The organism is Ornithinimicrobium faecis (assembly GCF_023923225.1).
Lineage (GTDB): Bacteria > Actinomycetota > Actinomycetes > Actinomycetales > Dermatophilaceae > Ornithinicoccus > Ornithinicoccus faecis.
In genome coordinates this window covers 107,371-124,939 of the sequence record NZ_CP099489.1, presented here as the reverse complement: position 1 = coordinate 124,939, position 17,569 = coordinate 107,371, and the positions used below count along the sequence as shown (strand labels likewise).

Genomic DNA, 17,569 nt, shown 5'->3' with positions numbered 1-17,569 from the left:
AATGTTAGTGACCATCATTTGCATCGGGAAGGGGGTTGCCGTGCTCGGCTTCCGGCCTCGGGCGGGGGACGTGCTGTGCCCGGGCTACTCACACGTGCAGTGCCCGGGCTACTCACGCGTGGTGTGCCCGGGCTACTCACAACGGGAAGTGGTCTGCATAGACCACTCGCTGGGCGGTCGCCGGCACTCCCTCCTTGGGTCCCTCATCCGGGTCGGCATCGAAGTATTCGATCTCCTCGACCAGCACCCGGAACTGCTTTGAGGAACCCGGCGTGGCCATCGGGACGGGCTCAGGGAGCGGCACCTCGACCGACCAGGTGGCGCGCAGCCCGTCGAGGCCCACGAGCAGCAGCCGCTCACGGGCGTGGTCGGTCCACTCCAGGTCGCCACCGCCGGCACCCGGGGCCTCCTGGATCGTCACGAACAGCTCCCGAGAAGCACGCAGTATGCCGTCTGCCGCCTCGAGCGGACCGCTCCCCTCCGCAACGGTGCCAGTGCCAGGGACCCCAGTGCCGACGGTCGCCCCACGGCGCGGCAACCGGGTGATCCCGATCGGCCCGGTCACCGTCATCCGCACCGTCTCCTCGGTCCGCCGATTGGCGGTGGCGATCCGCTCCGGCAGCGGCTGCACCCAGTCGGCGAGAGCCACCGGGGACAGGTCGTGGCCGGGCAGCGAGTCCGGTTGATAGCGCGCGAGGGCGAGCCGCACGAACGGCCACAAGGAGTCGCCGGGGTCCATCGCGATGTCCACGAACCACTGCTTGCGTCCGGGGTGGAACTCAGGCTGATAGCCGAGCACCATCACGGGCGCACGGCCGGCATCGACCAGGGTGCTCTGGACGGGCACGGTGACCGGCCGTCCCGGCGCGGGCTCGAACACCTCACCAACAGCGAACTGCACGAACAGGTCCGAGGCAGCCACCAGCGGCAACTCCGGGGTGCTGGCCGGGACGCCGGTGACCTGCACGGGGTCCTTGGCCCAGCGCGAGGTCAGGCTGGGCGGCAGCTCCGCCGTCCCCAGCACCACGGCCAGGAGCTCACCGTCACCGGAGGAGAACCACGGTCGGTGCAGCCACACGCGGGCTCCGGACCTGCGGGTGCGGCGCAGCGCAAACGGTTGGTCCGGCTCCGTCTCCTGCTCCCAGAGCAACAACGGGACGACGCCGCTCACCTCGGGCACGCTGGGGCGGGCCGAGCTCTGGATGGTCAGCTCACGAGGCTGGCCACTCAGCGTCGGGTCGTCCGCGGCTGGCAGCTCTGCGGGGTCGAAGAACTCGGCATAGCGCGTCACGCCGCGGGCGGCGTAACTCACCTCGCGGTGGTGGGTGTCCGGGAAGTTCTGGATCGCCTGGTGCGACACCACGGGAGGGTTGCCGTCCTCACCGGGGAGGACGGCGTCGATCAGATAGAGCAACCCGAAGCGCTCGTCCTGCTGCACCGCCGAGGTCATGACGACGTCCTGACGGTTGACCTGGGTCGGTCCGTCCGCCGACAGGTCGTCCACCCACTCGCTCCAGGAGGCCACCAGCACGATGCGCTCCGTGCTCGGGCCGTGCACATCAACAACACCCACGAGAGCCGCGACGGTCAGCCCGGCCGGACGGATCAGCACCCGCAGCCCGGGCAGCTCCGGCGGGTGCACGGGTCGGCGGACGGCGTGCACCAGGCGCAGGTCGTGCGACGGCGTCAACCACCAGAACCAGCCGTTCGCCGCGGCCCGGGCCAGCACGGCACGGGCCGCCTCGGCCTCTGCGCCGGTGCCCGCCGCCGAGGCGGCGTGCGTCGCCCACAAGCCCAGGACCTGCAGCTTCTCCTCATCCAGGGCAGAGGACATCGCCACCCGGACCTGCTCGCCCGGGGGAAGAGTCACCTCGACGCGGGACCCTTCCTGACGCGCCCCGAGCTCCGCACCCGGCACCAGGACCAACCGCAGCGGATCGACGCTGGGCCAGCCGCCGGCATACGGCAGCAGTGCCGTCTGGAGCACGCGCGGCTCGGCGAGGGTGTGCGGTGCGCCGGCGTCATAGAAGACCAACGACACCCCGTGAGCGAGCACGTCGGGGAGGTAGGGCAGGACCAGCTGGTCGGTGTCGTGAACGACATACTGACCCTCGCCGAGCGGGGTGTCCCGCTGCGTGGTGATCTCCGCCAGGGTGACCGCCGCGTCGGGGTCAGCGCCCGGGCGACTGTGCAGCGCAATCCCCTCCTGCTGCACCTGCCCGTTGGGGTCGGCAAGATCCTGGATGAACTCGTCCAGGAAGGTGCCGCGCTCCTTCAGCGCCATCGCCAGCCAGGCATCGTGCACCGCCGGGTCGGAGGAGCCGGTGGCCTTGTCGAACATGCCGTGCTGCTCGGCCTCCAGCTGGGTGCCCTTGGGCGGCGCGACGTGACGCTCAGCAGGCTGGTCATCGCGAACCACCAGGCGCTGCAGGGACTCCCCGGTGCCCAGGGGCGCGCGGGCCACCAGGCTCGGCGGGGGCACGGGATGCCAGCGCAGGAAGGGCCGCGGGGTGGTCACCACCGGAGCAGTGGGAGCCGGCGGTCTGATCGGGTCGCGGGTGTCGTCGAGCCGGGCGAAGTCATCGGGCGTCAGGTCCAGCTGTGGCCGCAGGCGCCAGGTCTCCGAGTGGCGCAGCACCTCGCCGAGGGCGACGGTGACGCCGCGGCGCAGACCAGCGCCCCGGACCTCCCGCTCCCGCGCGGCCCGCGCCACCACCCGCGAGCGCAGCAAACCGTCGACCTCCTCGACACCCGTGACGGCAAGTTCCGGCAGCGTGACCGGCCCCGTCTCGACGAAGGCCTCGCGGAAGACCTCATCGAGCTGCTCCCACGTCTGCTCATCCTCCGTGGCTGCGGCCTCGGCGAGCGCCCGGATGACCGAACCGTCTGCAGCAGAAGGCATCCGCTCCAGCAGCTGGTCCCGCACCGAGCCGAGCAGACCCGCTCGCTCCTGCTCGGCATACGTGCTCCGGAGCTGATCCAGCCGGTCCCCGGCGGCGCTGATCTCAGCCCTCGAAACACGCAGGCCCGCCGGGCGCGGGACCGTGTTGCCCGCCAGGTCGACGCCGCGCACCCGGAAGGAGTAGCGGCGGCCATAACGCAGCCACGGCAGGGTGCCCGGCCCCACCCGGCTGGTCGTGCGCACCCAGGCGTCCGGATTGTCCGGCTGCTCGGGGAGGACGACCTCGGTGGCGTCTGTGCCGTGGGACCCGTCGTTGTGCACGATGATCCCGCCGGGGCGGGGAGCCGACAGGCTCCACCCGTCCCAGCCGACGAAGACCTCGTGGAGGTGGAAGGGCTGGTCCTCGCCCACCCGGGTCAGCCCGGTGAGTTGCAGGAACCCGGTGTCCGGCTCGTCCTCGAGCACCGAGCGGCCGCCCGCGGTGACGGTGACCAGGCGCTCGTGCACCGAGTGCCAGGCGGCGCTGTCGTCGTCCCACACCTCGAGCCGGATGCCCCGGACGACGTCGTCATAGAGCAGGTCCGGGCCCGGCGTCACCCCGTCGTCCTCGACCGCCTCGAAGGACTCGGCGCGCTGCACCTGCTCCAACAGCGCTCGGTCCCGGTCGACCTGGGCGATCGAGAAGCCGGTCGAGCGCAGCGAACCCGGTGCGGCGTTGACGGGGTCCCCGTTGAGCTCGGTGGCCAGGGCACGGGGCAGGTTGCGCAGGTGCTGCTCGAGCTTCAGGCCGGAGGCGTCCGGGTCGAGATCGAGGACGGTGTAGTCGTCCGGCGACCCCAGCGGCAGGGCGCCACCGGACCACACGTCGGAGGACACGGCCCGCCAGTGGTCCGTGCCATCGGACTCGCAGCGGGTGCGCGGCGGGGCCAACCGCACGACATCGGACCCCTCGGCCCCGGTGAGCCGGGCGGACACCCACTTCGCCCTCGCCAGCAGCTGGCGGTCCGCGGGCTTGTCCACCCGGACGTCCACCGCGAGCCCGAGGGTGCGCAGCAGCGCGGGTGTGCTGCCCAGCGATCCTGCGCGGGCGTGGAAGTCCTGCACCGGCACCTCCGGTCGAGGTGAGCTCGCCCCCTCGACAGGCACCTCGGCATACGGCTGCTCCTCGCGCTGATAGAACCGGCGCGTCTCGTGGGCGCGGCGCAGCGCCATCACGGCCGGGTCGTCCTGCGGCTCGGTGCCGATCAGCCGGTCGAGGAGCGCGGTGGTGTGCCGCTCGCCCTGGGTGTCGGCCAGCAGCACCTCGACGGGGTTGGTCCACGGGTTCGGCTCGGAGACATAGCCGCCCCGGGGCAGCGGCAGGCCGGCGACGAACTCCTGCCCACGCATGCCCAGGGTCGCGGTCGCCTCGGCCACCTTGCGAGCCAGATTGCGCTGGTCACGCACGGCATAGGCCTCCACCAGCAGGTTGCGGATGACGGCCACCGACTCCTGGTGCTCGCTGAAAGAGTTGAGGAATCCGTCGACCACCGGGTTGTTCTGCACGGTCGGCGGACTCAACGGCGAGACGACCGTGGAGCCGATGGTGGTGGCCAGGGAGTCACTCTCGATCGCGTGCGCCGGATAGGTCTTCCACTTCTGGTCCGTCACCTGCGGCGTGGCGAAACCCACGACGGGGGTGCTCGGCGGAAAGACCGCGTCCCAGTCACCCTGGTCGGGGCTGCTGACAATCTTCACCGGTATGCCGTCCGGTGCCGTGTCGGCGACCAGCACCAGTTCGGCGCCGAGCAGGGTCTTGACCCAGGTCACGGTGTCGGGGAAGAGGGCCAGGGTGGGGCGGGCGGACTCCGGCGAGGTGTCGGGTGTCAGCCGGTGGGTGAAGAAGACCGAGCAGTGGAAGGGGGCGTCGGCAGCCAGGGAGTAGGGGAGGGCGGTGGCGAGGACGGTGGTGGTGCTCATGTCTGGCTCCCGGTGTCTCAGGTGCTCGGTGTGTCAGGTGCTCGGTCTTTTAGGCGGTCGGCGCGAAGGCGGAGCAGTAGTCGGACCAGGCGTCGCTGTGGCCGGCGGCGTCAGGTGGCATGAGGTCGGCCAGGACCGGGTCGCCCTTGGAGCCGGCCAGTTGGCGCTCGACCGAGATCTCGACGGAGGCGGAGAAGAAGAGCACCGAGATCTCGACGACGATGGACGCGCGGCCGATCATCTTGCCGGTGGCGAAGTCGTAGGTCAGGGACAGCTCAAGGGTGATCGAGGCCGAGATGATGCCGAGCACGTCGACCTCGCCGCGGATCCGGAAGTAGCCGCTGAGCGAGCCACCGTCCCCCTCCAACCGCAGATAGACCCCGACCGCGATCGAGACCGACCCGGAGGCGACGCCGAGGTCGATGGACAGTGAGGCGGCGGCCTCCAGACCCATCTCCAGGGAGACCATGCCCATGGGCGAGAGCCGCAGCGCGACCCAGCCGCCACCTCCGATGCACATGACGGTCAGGCGGAACGGGCTCTCCTTGGAGCAGAAGTTGAAGCCGACGGTGACGGCGTCACCGAGGAACGGGACCCGGGCGTCGGCGCCCAGGCTGATGTTCTCCAGGCTGAACACACCGACGCTGACGTTGGGCAGCTCCAGGTCGAACCCGGCCGTGACACCGGCAGGTGACACATCCACATACGGCGGGTCGGCGAAGCCGTCGAAGGGGATCATCCGGCGCAGCGTCTCGATGAACCCGAGGGCGCCGAGGAACTCCATCCCGCCGAAGACGACGTCGACCTCGGGCTTGGTGTTGGACCCGACCCGGAAGCCGATGCGCGAGAAGTTCATCGCCATCAGCGGCTCGCCGGGCAGCAGCACCAGGGCAAAGTCGCGCAGCTCGGCGCTGACGTCTGCGCTGGGTGGCCCGCTCGTGCTGGCGCGGACCTCGACGGCGAGGCTGAAGCCGTGGGGGTCCTTGGCGTGGAAGACGGCGTCCGGGGGCTCACCGGGCCAGCTGCCGATGGGTGGGCGCCACTCGAAGCGGGCCGAGACCGACTCGGGTGGGTCGAGGATGCCCTCGACGAACTGGTCGATCGCGTCGAGCACGTCCTCCATCACGGAAAGGGCGCTGATCAGGGCCTCCAGCGGCTTGCTCAGCTCGGAGCGGACCGCCGCGGGCAGACGCGGGTGGTTGACGACGGGTCGCAGGCCCTCCAGGGATCCCGCGAGGTCGGCTGCGGCGTCAGCGGCCTGGTCGGCGGCTGCAGGGTCGTCGAGCAGGTGGGCGAGCGCGGCACCGAGGGCGGTCAGCTTGTCGAGCAGGTCGGTGGCCACCGCTTCGAGCTCGGCCTGGGCGTCCTCGATCGCACTGATCGCACCCTGGTGCATCTCGGCGGCTGCGGCCAGGTCGTCCTCGAGTCGTTGCCGGGTGTCCTCGATGGCCGTCTTGAGCCGCTCCACCTGCGTGGCGATCATGCTGATCGTGTCCAGGGCGTCGGTGATGAAGCTGGGTGCGTCGGACAGGTCGAGCTCCTCCCCGGTGAAGGCCTCGATCAGGTCCACCAGGCTGAACAGGCCGAACAGCTTGGGCAGGGCGTCCCCGAGGAAGGTCGTCGGGTCGAACTGGCCGTCCAGGAGGCCACCGGCGGTCGTGCCGTCGTCACCCACGGCACCGAGCGAGCGGGACAGCGCCTTGACGCTGAGGTTGGGGGTGACGAAACCGCCCGACCGGTCCGAGCCGGAGGTGAAGTCGACCGAGACCGGCGCACTGGCGAGGCGCAGGAAGAGCCCCGAGGGGTTGGCCGGGCCGAAGCCGGGGGCTCGGGCCGAGCGCTCCTCATCGTCACCCGGGTCGTCGGCGAGGAAGGCGGTGGCAAACTCCAGGTCGACGCCCGGTGCCTGCCCGGCGAGGTGGCGCAAGGAGGGCACGACCGCGTTGCTGCGCTCCAGGAAGGGCCGCGACGTGAACGCTGCGGTGTCGAGGTGACCGGCCCAGGTCAGGGTGTTGGTCTCCAGCTGGGTGTCGCCATAGGCGGCGGGCACGGCATACGACACCTGTTGGCCGCCCGCCCCGATCGTGCTCCGCGGTGCCCACTGACCCGAGACGTCCGCGGCCACCTCGGTGGGTGTCTGGGTCGCCCGCTGGGTCTTGACCCACGCGTCGGGCACGAAGAGCAGCGGTGCCGACAGGGTCACCGTGTCGCCCGCCTGGTCGATGCCGAGGATGTCCCAGCGAAAGTCGACGTTGCCCCGCCGTGGGAAGAACGGACTCACCGGGGTGGTGTTGTCACCGCCCGGGTCGGCCTCCGCCGGGATCGGGTCGAGGTCGGGGGTGACCAGCGGCTCGAGCGTGACCTGGGACAGCGGGGTGTCCCGCTCGGTCCAGGCGCGGGTGGTGTCCTTCAGGACGATGAAATAGCGCTGCCGCAGGTAGGCCGTGCGGGTGTCCTCGTCCACCGTGCGCTCGGTGAGCTTGACCCACTCACAGCGGTGCCCGAACGGGAACAGGAAGCCGGGATAGGTGAGCCGGACATAGGAGTCGCGCCCCATCTGGGCCACGTGCCGGTAGGAACTGACGTCCGTGACGTCCCCCGCCCACCCCTGCGGTGCGCCATAGGCCGTGGTGTCCCAGGCACCGCGCCAGTCCACCCACGCGCCCAGGGCCGACAGGGAGAGCGTGGTGACCCGGAACGGGACCGGTGTGACGCCCTCGTGCGTGGAGGCGCTCTGCCGGACCAGACTGCGCCGGTCGATCGGGTTGGTCGAGAACAGCGCGACATCGGTGTTGGAGGCGGCGTCGTCCGACTCGAGGTCGGGGGACCACACGGCGCGCACGACCCGATGGACCCCGGCGTCGGTGTGGCCGAGGAAGCCCGCGTCCTCGTCCTCCAGGCGCGTGGTGAGCCGGGTGGCCCAGAGCTCCACCCGGGCGTCGTCACCCGGCGCGACGACCGGGGCGACCTCGTGCGCGAAGGCGCCCTGCTCTGCGCTCGGGGAGACGATCAGCCGATAGGGCACCTCCAACGCTGTCTCATCCGCGGCGGGCACTCGGGGCCTGGGCTTCGGGCCCGGTCTCGGCCGGACCGGACCGATCGGGATCGGCTCCGGGACGAGACGGCCGCGTCCACCGACGCGGGTGATGGCCCCTCGCCCGACGTGCCGGGTCCGGCCGCGCACGAGGCGGGACTGCACGGCATCGACGACCGCTGCCTCGACGCGTCGACGCCCGTGGAGCGGCAGCGTGCCGACCACCGGGGGAGTGATCACCCAGGGTGGGAGCACGAAGTCGCGGGGCCCGCTGGCGGGTGAATCATCCTCGGGATAACTGTCCGGGCCAGGGGTCGCCAGGGGCACCACCCGCAGGCGCAGCGTCGGCAGGGTGTGGAGCAGCTCCTTGCCGTTCCACGCCATCTCAAAGGTGGGTGGCAGGTCATAGACCAGGCGCGAGGGTTGGGCCGCGCGGTGCCGGGCGAGGCCGGACGGGGCGGGGGAGACCAACGTCTGCGGGTAGGCCTGCTCACCGAGGTGCTGGAAGGCGAAGGTGATGATCAGGTGTCCCGGATCACCGTCTGCGACGAGCGTGGTCCCCCGGTTGGTGGTCTTCAACCTCGCCCCGACCGCGGTGACGTGCAGGTCGACCAGATCGACCGGTCGCAGGAATCTGGCGGAGACGACACTGCGGCGACGCGTTGGTGGCATGCCACCCTCCCTCGAACACGCCGAGGTGACGGCCCCTGACGGGTCATCCGACCTCGACCATTCGACGCTAGCGCCAGAGGAGTCGTGGCGAAATGGGTAGTTGTGCCCACATCACCAGCCCGACCGAGCGCGCCAGAAGCTGGGAGAACGCTCGACCGGCCGCGTGACCACCGCCCGTGCGATGCCCGCGTGCGGGCTCAGTCCTCCTCTGCGACTGTGAGGTCATGACTCAGGAGCCGTGGCTGTGCGTGGTGGCCCCCACCTCGATGCTCATGATCGAGATCGAGCGCCCAGAAGACATTGCTGCAGACATTGCTGCAGACATCACTGCGGACGGCACTGCGCGTGGTGCGGACGACCGCGCCGAGATCCACGTGCACCGGGGCGGCCAGGGGTTGTGGGTCGCCACGATGGCGCGGGCACTCGACGCACGGGTGAGCGTCTGTGGCCCGTTTGGCGGTGAGACCGGCGACATCCTCCAACAGATCGCCCGGGACGACGGCATGGAGGTGATTGCGGTCGACTACGCCGAGGGGAGCGCCGCGCTCGTCCACGACCGGCGCTCCGGGGAGCGGGAGGAGATCGCCCGCATGCCGGCCGCCCCACTGCGGCGACACGAGACCGACGAACTGTTTGGGGCGGCCCTGGTCACTGGGACCGAGGCGGACGTCTGTGTGCTGACCGGCGCTCAACCGGCCGACGTGCTGGCCGCCGAGTTCTTCGGGCGGTTGACGCACGACCTGCTCGTCGGGGGAGTCACGGTGGTCGCTGACCTCTCCGGCGAGGCCGCGCTGAGGGTGATCGAGCAGGGACCCGCGGTGCTCAAGATGGCGCACGACGAGGTGATCGCCGCGGGGTTGGCCGAGGAGGACACGGTGTCGGCGCTGCGCGTGGCCGGGCAGCGCCTGGTCGAGCAGGGTGTCGGGACGGTGGTCGTCTCCCGTGCGGACCAGCCGGCCCTGGTGGTCCACGACGCCAGTGCCTGGCTGGTGCACACACCGTCGCTCTCCTCGGTCGACCACCGTGGTGCGGGCGACTCGATGACGGCGGGCATCGCGGTGGGCCTAGCTCGCGGACTGTCCGTCCTGGAGGCGGTCCGCCTCGGCGCAGCAGCAGGCACCCTGAACATCACCCGCCGCGGGCTCGGCACGGGCCGCCGGGAACAGATCGAGCGGTTCTCCGACCAGGTCCAGATCGAGGAGTTGGACTGAGCGAAACTGGCCTGAGAGCACGTGGACTGAGAGGACGTGAACTGATGCGGGTGCTGATCACCAATGACGACGGCATCGACTCACCAGGGCTGGCGGTGCTGGCCAACGTCGCGCACGCCGCCGGTCACGACGTGGTGGTCGCTGCTCCGGCCCAGGAATACTCCGGCGCCTCGGCCTCGCTGATCGGGCAGCAGAGCGACGGACGACTCGAGCTGGTGCCCGGCACACCGCCGGGCCTGGTGTCGGGTGTGGAGGCCTTCGGCGTCCGGGCTGCCCCGGCCCTGATCGCCTTCGCGGCCAGTTATGGCGCCTTCGGTGACCGCCCCGATCTGCTGCTGTCCGGCATCAACCTTGGTGCCAACACCGGCCACGCGACCCTGCACTCGGGCACCGTCGGTGCGGCTCTTTCCGCCGTCACCCAGGGCATCCCGGCGCTCGCGGTGTCGATGGCGTCGGCAGATCCCGTGCACTGGGACACGGCAGAGGACGTATGCCGAGTGGCCCTGGAGTGGTTGACCGAGAACCTCCCCAGTGGTCGGGTGCTAAACGTCAACGTGCCCGACATCAGCCAGGATCGCCTGCGCGGTCTGCGCTCGGCCCGGCTCGCAGATTTTGGGGCCGTGCAGGCCGCGGTGAAGGAGCGCGGCGAGGGCTGGGTGCAGATCACCTATGAGGAGATCGAGGCGGAGCACGAGCCGGGCACCGACGCCTACCTGCTGGAGCATGGCTGGGCCACGGCCTCACTCCTGCGGCCACCGGCCCACGACCCATCCGACCCGGCACCACCCGAGTTCACCACCGCCGCAGCCGATCACGAGGGGGAGGCCGTGGCGGTCAGCCGGGGTCGGACCATGTCCTCCGGGCCGGAGCCGACGGACGCCTGAGGCGTGTTCGCCGGTCAGCGCAGGGCGTGCTGTGCTGAGACGATCTCCTCGACGTTGCCGTCCTGGATCGTGGAGACGAGCCCGTCGACGGCGTCCTCGATCTGGTCATACATCCGGGTGTAGGCGTCGCGCGGTAGCCCCCACGGGTCGGGGATGTCGCGCACCCCGTCGGTGGCATCACTGGCGAAGGCACCGAGGCGCACCACCTTGGCCGCGTCCTCGGGGCGTCGGACCAGGGCGAGGATGTTGTCCTCGTTGCTGCTGTCCATCGCGAGGATCAGGTCGGCCGCCTCGAAGTCGTCGGCCACGAACTGCGCCGCAACTGTGGTGAAGGCATATCCGCGCCCCTCACCCTCCTCGACCGAGAGCTCGTGCGGTCCCGTGCCCACGTGATAGTCCGCCGTGCCGGCGGAGGACACCGTGACGTCGTCCACGCCGGCCTGCTCGAGCTTGCGGATGAGCACCGCCTCAGCGGCGGGGGAGCGGCAGATGTTGCCCAGACAGACGGTCATGATGTGCATGCCACGAGTCTGTCAGGGTCCTCGCGCCGACCCGAATCACGCCACCGGAGCGCCCCGCTGGTGCTCCCTGCCCGCAACCGCGAGCATGGTGACATGGCCATCACCGGCACGACCTCACGCACGACGACAGAAGGTTGGGACGCCTTCGTCAAGGAGCTCGACGACGCGCCTCCCTTGTTCTTCGACCGGGAGGCAGTCGGGCTGCGAGCGCTCGCGGCGGCAGGTGCGCGGGTGCCGGAGGTGCTTGCCGTCGATCACCGCAGTCTCGCGCTCAGCTGGATCGAGCAGGGCGGGGCTGGCCGCACCGACCGCACCGACACCGAGGAGCGCTTCGGCCGGGAGCTCGCCGCACTCCACGGGACCACCGGCGCACGGTGGGGGGCCGTGGACGGTGAGCCCACGGCATACCTCGGTGCGTGTCCCATCGACCTCACGCCCTCCGAGACGTGGCACGAGTCCTGGGTGCAGCGGCGCCTCGTGCCGCTGGCCCGGGAGGCAGCTGACGCCGGCCGTCTCGACCCCGGCGCGGTGACTCTCGCTGAGCAGATCAGGCCAGAGCACCTCGGCCCGCAGGAGCAGCCGACGCTCGTGCACGGTGACCTCTGGGCTGGCAACCGACTGGTCGACGGCGAGGGGCAGAGTTGGCTGATCGATCCGTGCGCGCACTATGGGCACCGCGAGGTCGACCTGGCGATGATGCGGCTCTTCGGCGGCTTCGGTGAGGGGGCGTTTGCCGCGTATGCCGAGGCGTCGCCACTCGCGGACGGGTGGGCACAGCGCGTGGCGGTCTATCAGGCGGTGCCGCTGCTGGTGCACGCGATCCTGTTCGGCGGAGGGTATGCCGCCCAGTCGGCGGAGGCCCTGCGGCTCGCCTCCCGTTGAGTTTCCTCAGAGCTGTCGGGACAGCTCGATCTCCGGCCCGATGCGGTCGACAACTCGGCGCCCTGTCGGCTCGAATCCTGCTGCTGCATAGGCACGTCGAGCGCGAGCGTTGTCCTCGTGCACCCACAACCCGAGGGTGTGAGCGTCCTGCTCGGTGACCCAGGATGCTGCCAGGTCGATCAGGTCAGTCAGCAGGCCGCGCCCGCGGAGCAGAGGATCGATCCAGACCGCCAGGAGCATGCCCTGGTCCGCAGCGACCAGACCACCACCGAAGTCGGGTGAACCCCTCTGCGCGAGGCGCACTGTCACCGTGCCAACCCAGTGACCGGCCGGATCAATGGCCACGAACTGGCGCACGGTCGGGCGCGGCCCGGCATCGATGGCGGCCTCCTCAGCAATGCGGCGCCATTGATCGTCCGTCCGGGCGACCGCTTCGTCGTGGGTGGCGAAGAACGCGATCCCCGCATCCTCATCCTGGAGCGCACGCAACCGCAGATCACGTGCCTGGCGCCACTCGCTCGATCGGATGGCACGCAGCGTGACCTCCGGTGGTGTCGAGATCTGGGCAGGCTCGTTCATAACGGCGGGCCGCTCAGTCGACAACGGCCGCGACCGCTTCGATCTCCACGAGTTGGCCGGTGTAGCCCAGGACCGTGACCCCCAGCAGGGTGCTCGGGACGTCATGGTCGCCGAACGTGTCACGCACCACCTGCCAGGCGGTGACCAGGTCCTCCTGCCGCGATGACGCCACCAGGACTCGGGTGCTGATCACGTCCTGGATGGTGGCACCAGCGGCTGCCAGCGCCTCCTGCATGTTCGCGAGACAGACCGCAGCCTGGCCGGCGAAATCATCGACCGGCGCGATCGTGCCGTCCTCCTGCAACGGGCAGGCGCCGGCGAGGAAGATCAACCGCGCGTCCTTGGGCGCGGTTGCGGCGTAGGCGTATTCGGCAACGCTGGACAGGTTGGGGGAGCGGATCAACTGGACAGAGCTCGGCATGGCACCATTGTCACAGGCGACGGTTTCAGCCGAGCGTGACCGTGACGCTGACGAGCTCGTCGGCCTCGAAGGTCGCGGTCAGGATGCCACCGTCCACCGCATGCCGGACCTCGTCCACGGAACCCGCGTCGTCAGAGGTCTCCGCGAGCGGGGCGCCCAGCACCCTGCCCAGGTCCTCACGCGTGGCCGTGGACAGGTCGAGGCCGGTGATGAGCTCCGCGGGCCGCGGGAACGGAAAGTAGTCACCCTCGCGGCGGATCGTCGTGCGCACGCGCTCGAGCGCGCCGTCCCGGAACCGCAGCAGGAGCCCCTCCACGACGTTGGTGATGTCGATCCGGACCACCCCATCGGCGTCCGTGACGGCCTCATCCTCGATGAAGTGCGGGTTCCTGGTGAGGATCGCGAAGACCACGCGGTCTCGCGTCCCGGCCCCGAGGGCCGCCAGGTGGCTAGTGATCTCACCGCTGATCTCGCTCACGCCAACCATCCTCACACTCGCCCCGCCCGGCCCGCGGCCGGGACCAGGGTGAGTCACGGCATACCCTCGCGGGGTGCTGCGCATCGCATCCCTCAACATCAACGGCATCCGGGCCGGCCACCGCCGCGGCTTCGGTGACTGGCTGGCGACCCGCGGCTGCGACGTGGTCGCACTGCAGGAGGTGCGGGCTCCGCTGGATAAGTTGCCGGAGAGCGCTTTTGGGGACTTTCACGTGTCCTACGAGCCGGGGCAGCTCGCGGGCCGCAACGGCGTCGCGGTGCTCACCCGCGAACGGCCGGTGGCGGTGCGCACGTGGGACGCCGAGGTGCTGGTGCGGGCACTGGGGGAGGACCACCTGCACACCGAGCCGGCGCCGGACGAGGTCCCGCTCGCGCGCGGTCTGGGCCGGCACGCCCATGAGGGTCGCTATGTCGAGGTGGACCTGGCGGAGGCGCCGATCACCGTCGCCAGCCTCTATCTGCCCAAGGGCGGACTGCCCGCTCACCTGCAAAAGCCCGGCAGGATGCGCGAGGAACCCGATGGTGGCGCGCGCTATGAGCGCAAGATGCGGTTCATGGCGGCCTTCGCCCGACAGCTCTCGCGGACCCGGCGGGCAGCGGCGGCGCGGGGTCGAGAGTTCCTGCTGATGGGCGATCTCAACGTCGCCCACACCAGGCTGGATGTCGCCGCCTGGCGGCGCAGTCAGCGGGCGGAGGGCTTCCTGCCCGAGGAGCGGGAATGGCTCGACGCCCAGCTGTCCCCACGCACCCTGGTCGACGTGGTCCGTGCGGTGCATCCGGAGACCGAGGGGCCCTACACCTGGTGGTCCTGGCTCGGGCAGGCGTACGCACGCGATGCCGGCTGGCGCATCGACTACCACCTGGCCACGCCGCGGCTCGCGCGCACGGCAGTCGCTGCGGTAGTCGACCGAGAGCACCACGGTGTGCGGCTGTCGGACCACTCGCCGGTGGTGGTGGACTACGACTTCGGGAGCTGAGCCCGCCCCGTCACCTGGGTCCCCCCGGGACCGGGATCGCCTCCGCGCTGTCCAACTCGGCCGCGATGCCCCGGAAGCCGTGCTTGCGGGCGAACTCGATCGCCTCCTGCCGCAACGCCTCCACCCCCAGTGGCGCCGCGACCAGATAGCCGCGCAGCACCCACATCGTGACGTCGATGGCCCCGAGTCGGTGGGCCCGCTCCAGCGCCCGGCCGACCAGGTCCTCCGCCTCCGGGCGACGATCCTGGGCCAGGCGGACTGCGGCCAGGACGCCCAGCGCGAGCGGCTCGTCCTCCGACCCCGGGTGCCGCTCCATGAGCGCGATGGCCTGTTGTGCCCACCGCTCGGCTCGCGAGAGGTCACCCTGCGCGATGGCCGCGTGGGCCAGACCCACGCACGCCTCGCTGCGCACGATCTCCACCCCCGACTCGTCACAGATCCGCAGGGCCTCCTCGAAGTGATCAGCCGCCCCGCCCGGATCGTGGACGAGCAGTTTGCAGTCACCCAACCGGCTCAGACCGACGCTGACCCCGCGGGCGTCGTCGTGGTGGCCAAAGATCTCGACCGCCTCTGACAGGGCGGCCTCCGCCTGCTCCAGATCGCCCGTGTCCGTCAGGAGTCCGCCGAGGTTCGTGAGCGACGCTGCCCGTAGGAGCGGGTCGCCGACCCGGTCCGTGTGTGCCAGCGCTGCGCGATAGTCGGACTCGGCCCCCACCTGGTCACCGAGTCGCATCCTGAGGTTCCCCAGGGACAGCCGCGCGGCATGCTCCGCCCGCAGGTCACCCGTCTCTCGCGCCAATTCGAGCTGGCGAGCGTGCAGTCGCAGGCCAGCCTCGTGCTGCCCACTGACTCGCAGGAAGGCGCCGAAGGCCCGAGCCAGCGCCAACACCGAGTCCGCTGCCGAGGCATCAGCGGTGTCAACGGCCAGCAGCACGTTGCCCCACTCCTGCTCGAACCAGGACCAGGCAGTGTCCAGCTCGAGCGGGTCACCCACCGCCGCGGACTTGCGGGCATAGAAGTCCAGCACCCGAGCGTGCGCAGCCTCAACCTCCCCGGACTCGCAGGCGAGCCGTCCCTGCTCCGCGGCATACGCCCGCACGAGCTCGTGCTGTCGCAGTCGTCCCGTCTCATCACGCTCCAGCAGGTGTGCGCGGACCAGCGCGTCGAGGTGTCGGCGCTGTGCGCGCGGCTCCTGGCCACGCCAGGCGGCGAGCGTCTCCTCGTCGGCGTCGCGGCCGGGCATCATCCCCAGGGCACGAAAGACGCGGGCGGTCTCCTCGGGGAGCTCCTGACACGACCAGGCCAACACAGCCCGGATGTCAGTCTCCCCATCGCCGACGTCCAGGAGATCGAGGCGGTGCTGGTCGTCGACCATCTCAGCGACGAGCTCGGGCAGGCCCTGGTGAGACCGGAGCTCCACCTGCAGCGCGGCGATCCGCAGAGCCAGCGGCAGGTGCCCGCACAGTCGCGCGAGAGCGACAACACTGGCCTCGTCAGCTGCTGCTCGCGGCCCGATCAGCTCGCGCAGCAGCACGGTGGAGCCGGTCTCGGACAACGGCGCCAGGCGGACCGACCCCGCCCCGTCGCGGGCGCCGAGCCCCTGCAGCATCTCGCGGCTCGTCACCAGCACCGTGCAGTGCGAGCCTGCGGGCAACAGGGGGCGGACCTGCTCGGCGGAGACCGCGTTGTCCAGCACCACCAGCACCCGGCGCTCCGAGACGACACTGCGGAACAGGCTCGCCCGATCCTCCACTCCCTCGGGCAGACGGGAGGGAGGCAGACCGAGCGACTTCAGACAGGTTGCCAGGGCTTCCGCCGGACTGGTCGGTGGCCCGTCGCCGAAACCGCGCAGGTCCACGAACAGTTGACCGTCGGGATAGTCATCACGCCTCGCGTGTGACCACGCCAGGACGAGGGCCGTCTTGCCGACACCCGGCATGCCCGTGACCACACACGTCCGGGCCTGGCCGGACAGTGTCGCGTCGATGGCGTCGAGCTCACCCTCACGATCCGTCAGACCGGTCGGCGCCGGTGGCAGTTCGGCCGGTGAGCGTCCTCTGTCATCGACGGCTGCAGGTCCTGTCCCGGCATGGACCTGGGCCATCTGCTGCTCCAGCTCGACGCCAGGATCCACACCGAGCTCGTCCCGCAGAGCGACCCGGGTGCGCCGATACACCGCCAGGGCGTCCCCCCTGCGTCCGTCGGCCTGCAGCGCGCGCATCAGCAGCACCTGGAACTGTTCGTGCAGCGGGTGGGCCGCAGCGAGGGCCTCCAGCTCTGGCAGGACTGCTCCGTGGCGACCCCGAGCGAGCTCGGCCCCGCACCACACCTCGTGGAACCAGCGGCGCCGGGCGGCGCACCGCTCTGCCTCGGGTGCGGTCGCGATGTGCTCGACACCCTCGAAGGCCGTCTCGCCCCGCCACAGGGAGAGCGCCTCCAGCGCGAGGGTCGCGGCCTCTGCTGGTGGCGGATCGTCGACGAGGAGTCTCGAGGCCAGCGCGTCGAACCTCGCCAGGTCGAGCTCGCCATCCTCGACCCTGATCTGATAGCCCGCTGCGGTGAGGGCGATGCGGTCCGGGCTGGCCAGCAGGGCCCGCACGCGGTGCACGGTGAGGTGCAGCTTGTCGCGCCCCCGGCCGGACGTGTCGTCGGGCCAGAGGACCTCAAGGAGGGTGTCGACCGTCACCGGGCGGTTGGCCCGAGTCAGCAGGGTGGCCAGCAGCAGCCGCTGCACCGAGCCGGTGGGCGTGATGTCGGCGCCGTCGGCCGCCAGCAGCGACAGCGGCCCCAGGACACCGAAGGAGATCGTGGGCCGCGGGCCCGTGTCGGGCGTGCGCTGGTCTCTCGCCGCCACCGCGCCTCCCACCGACGGATCACCGGGCCGGGACGGATCCTCCCCACCCGGAGCATCTCCCGACGGGAGAGCACGACACATCATGCTAGCGGCGGGTATGCCGAGGTGCGAGGCAGATTTCATCGTCCCGACCGCGGCGGGCCGGCCGAGCACCTCGCCCGGCTGGGCCCGCCCG

General features: G+C 70.9%; 11 protein-coding genes. 4 read left to right on the top strand and 7 right to left on the bottom strand.

What is annotated here, in order from left to right; genetic code table 11:
• Positions 1 to 136: 136 nt before the first annotated feature.
• Both NF556_RS00560 and NF556_RS00555 read right to left on the bottom strand, forming a co-directional pair.
• The gene (locus NF556_RS00560; RefSeq protein WP_252593565.1) at positions 137 to 4,861 is read right to left on the bottom strand and encodes a hypothetical protein; all 4,725 of its coding nucleotides are present in this window, start codon (positions 4,859 to 4,861) and stop codon (positions 137 to 139) included.
• Positions 4,862 to 4,910: 49 nt separating this feature from the next.
• Entirely contained in the window at positions 4,911 to 8,567 is a 3,657-nt protein-coding gene (locus tag NF556_RS00555; RefSeq protein ID WP_252593564.1) for a hypothetical protein, read from the bottom strand.
• A gap of 224 nt (positions 8,568 to 8,791) precedes the next feature.
• On the opposite strand from NF556_RS00555, the gene NF556_RS00550 reads away from it, so the two are divergent.
• Both NF556_RS00550 and surE read left to right on the top strand, forming a co-directional pair.
• The gene (locus tag NF556_RS00550) at positions 8,792 to 9,778 is read left to right on the top strand and encodes a 1-phosphofructokinase family hexose kinase (protein ID WP_252593563.1); all 987 of its coding nucleotides are present in this window, start codon (positions 8,792 to 8,794) and stop codon (positions 9,776 to 9,778) included.
• 44 nt (positions 9,779 to 9,822) lie between these two features.
• On the top strand, positions 9,823 to 10,662 hold the full coding sequence (gene surE / locus NF556_RS00545; RefSeq protein WP_252593562.1) for a 5'/3'-nucleotidase SurE: 840 nt from the start codon (positions 9,823 to 9,825) through the stop codon (positions 10,660 to 10,662).
• 14 nt (positions 10,663 to 10,676) lie between these two features.
• Here the strand turns inward: surE and NF556_RS00540 are convergent, their stop codons facing one another.
• Complete coding sequence (locus NF556_RS00540) at positions 10,677 to 11,183, bottom strand: low molecular weight protein-tyrosine-phosphatase (RefSeq protein WP_252593561.1); 507 nt, start codon at positions 11,181 to 11,183, stop codon at positions 10,677 to 10,679.
• A gap of 93 nt (positions 11,184 to 11,276) precedes the next feature.
• Here NF556_RS00540 and NF556_RS00535 point away from each other — a divergent pair, with 93 nt between their 5' ends.
• Positions 11,277 to 12,065, top strand: a complete 789-nt coding sequence (locus tag NF556_RS00535) for a fructosamine kinase family protein (RefSeq protein ID WP_252593560.1) — start codon at positions 11,277 to 11,279, stop codon at positions 12,063 to 12,065.
• Positions 12,066 to 12,071: 6 nt separating this feature from the next.
• Here the strand turns inward: NF556_RS00535 and NF556_RS00530 are convergent, their stop codons facing one another.
• Genes NF556_RS00530 through NF556_RS00520 form a run of 3 tightly spaced genes read right to left on the bottom strand, consistent with a single transcriptional unit; the run spans position 12,072 to position 13,543 of the window.
• Positions 12,072 to 12,644, bottom strand: a complete 573-nt coding sequence (locus tag NF556_RS00530; protein ID WP_252593559.1) for a GNAT family N-acetyltransferase — start codon at positions 12,642 to 12,644, stop codon at positions 12,072 to 12,074.
• A 13-nt stretch (positions 12,645 to 12,657) separates the two neighbouring features.
• Positions 12,658 to 13,065 (bottom strand): RidA family protein, encoded by a 408-nt coding sequence (locus tag NF556_RS00525; protein ID WP_252593558.1) that lies wholly within the window; start codon positions 13,063 to 13,065, stop codon positions 12,658 to 12,660.
• Positions 13,066 to 13,090: 25 nt separating this feature from the next.
• Positions 13,091 to 13,543, bottom strand: coding sequence for a hypothetical protein (locus NF556_RS00520; protein ID WP_252593557.1), 453 nt, complete (start codon positions 13,541 to 13,543; stop codon positions 13,091 to 13,093).
• Positions 13,544 to 13,616: 73 nt separating this feature from the next.
• Here NF556_RS00520 and NF556_RS00515 point away from each other — a divergent pair, with 73 nt between their 5' ends.
• On the top strand, positions 13,617 to 14,540 hold the full coding sequence (locus tag NF556_RS00515) for an exodeoxyribonuclease III (protein WP_252593556.1): 924 nt from the start codon (positions 13,617 to 13,619) through the stop codon (positions 14,538 to 14,540).
• A 10-nt stretch (positions 14,541 to 14,550) separates the two neighbouring features.
• On the opposite strand, the gene NF556_RS00510 is transcribed toward NF556_RS00515, so the two are convergent.
• On the bottom strand, positions 14,551 to 17,394 hold the full coding sequence (locus NF556_RS00510; RefSeq protein WP_252593555.1) for an ATP-binding protein: 2,844 nt from the start codon (positions 17,392 to 17,394) through the stop codon (positions 14,551 to 14,553).
• Between the last annotated feature and the right edge of the window lie 175 nt (positions 17,395 to 17,569).

What these genes read in the sequence shown, in the direction of transcription:
- NF556_RS00560 (WP_252593565.1), bottom strand. Translation starts at nt 4,861, where the DNA reads ATGAGCACCACCACCGTCCTCGCCACCGCCCTCCCCTACTCCCTGGCT.
- NF556_RS00555 (WP_252593564.1), bottom strand. Translation starts at nt 8,567, where the DNA reads ATGCCACCAACGCGTCGCCGCAGTGTCGTCTCCGCCAGATTCCTGCGA.
- NF556_RS00550 (WP_252593563.1), top strand. Translation starts at nt 8,792, where the DNA reads ATGACTCAGGAGCCGTGGCTGTGCGTGGTGGCCCCCACCTCGATGCTC.
- surE (WP_252593562.1), top strand. Translation starts at nt 9,823, where the DNA reads ATGCGGGTGCTGATCACCAATGACGACGGCATCGACTCACCAGGGCTG.
- NF556_RS00540 (WP_252593561.1), bottom strand. Translation starts at nt 11,183, where the DNA reads ATGCACATCATGACCGTCTGTCTGGGCAACATCTGCCGCTCCCCCGCC.
- NF556_RS00535 (WP_252593560.1), top strand. Translation starts at nt 11,277, where the DNA reads ATGGCCATCACCGGCACGACCTCACGCACGACGACAGAAGGTTGGGAC.
- NF556_RS00530 (WP_252593559.1), bottom strand. Translation starts at nt 12,644, where the DNA reads ATGAACGAGCCTGCCCAGATCTCGACACCACCGGAGGTCACGCTGCGT.
- NF556_RS00525 (WP_252593558.1), bottom strand. Translation starts at nt 13,065, where the DNA reads ATGCCGAGCTCTGTCCAGTTGATCCGCTCCCCCAACCTGTCCAGCGTT.